We start from the raw sequence: 579 nt of genomic DNA on the forward strand, positions 1-579 counted from the left end.
ATTAAGTTAATGCGTAAACCGAATCTTTTCCGTCTATTTCGATAGCGTTCACTTAGTATTCTAAATCTTTTCAATTGACTGTTAATGTGTTCGATTACAACTCGTATTTTTCCAATCATTTTATTGTAATTTTTCTCAGCATCAAATAAGGGTAAATTCTTCTTTTTCTTTATTGGCATCAATAATTTAAAGCCATCTTGCTCTAACCCATAGTACCCTAAATCGGTCATAACATAGTCACAATGTTTGAATTTCTTAACTGTTTTTCTTGCCAATTTAATATCATGCTGACTGCCAGACGATATATCTACTCCTATGATTTGTTTGCTCTTCGGATGATAGATCACTTGGGCTTTTAACGTATGTTTCTTCTTTTTACCACTGTAGAACTTACTCTGATTTTTTTTTCGGGCGTTCTATTAAACATTCTGTCGCATCAATAATTACCCAGTTAAATTGTTCGTCTGCTGTGGTAATGCTTCGTTTTGGCAGGGTAAAACGTCTTGATTTCATTAATGCATCTTCAACCTTTTTAATAGTTCGATTCACATTACTTTCAGCGATATGGTAATTTGCCGC

1 pseudogene is annotated in these 579 nt (G+C 33.5%); it reads right to left on the reverse strand.

Annotation, left to right across the window (positions count from 1 at the left end):
• Positions 1 to 579 (reverse strand): annotated as a pseudogene (locus tag G5T77_RS15910) (IS5 family transposase); the annotation flags it as partial.

It is taken from the genome of Acinetobacter sp. GFQ9D191M (genome assembly GCF_011174875.1).
In the GTDB taxonomy this organism is placed as follows: domain Bacteria; phylum Pseudomonadota; class Gammaproteobacteria; order Pseudomonadales; family Moraxellaceae; genus Acinetobacter.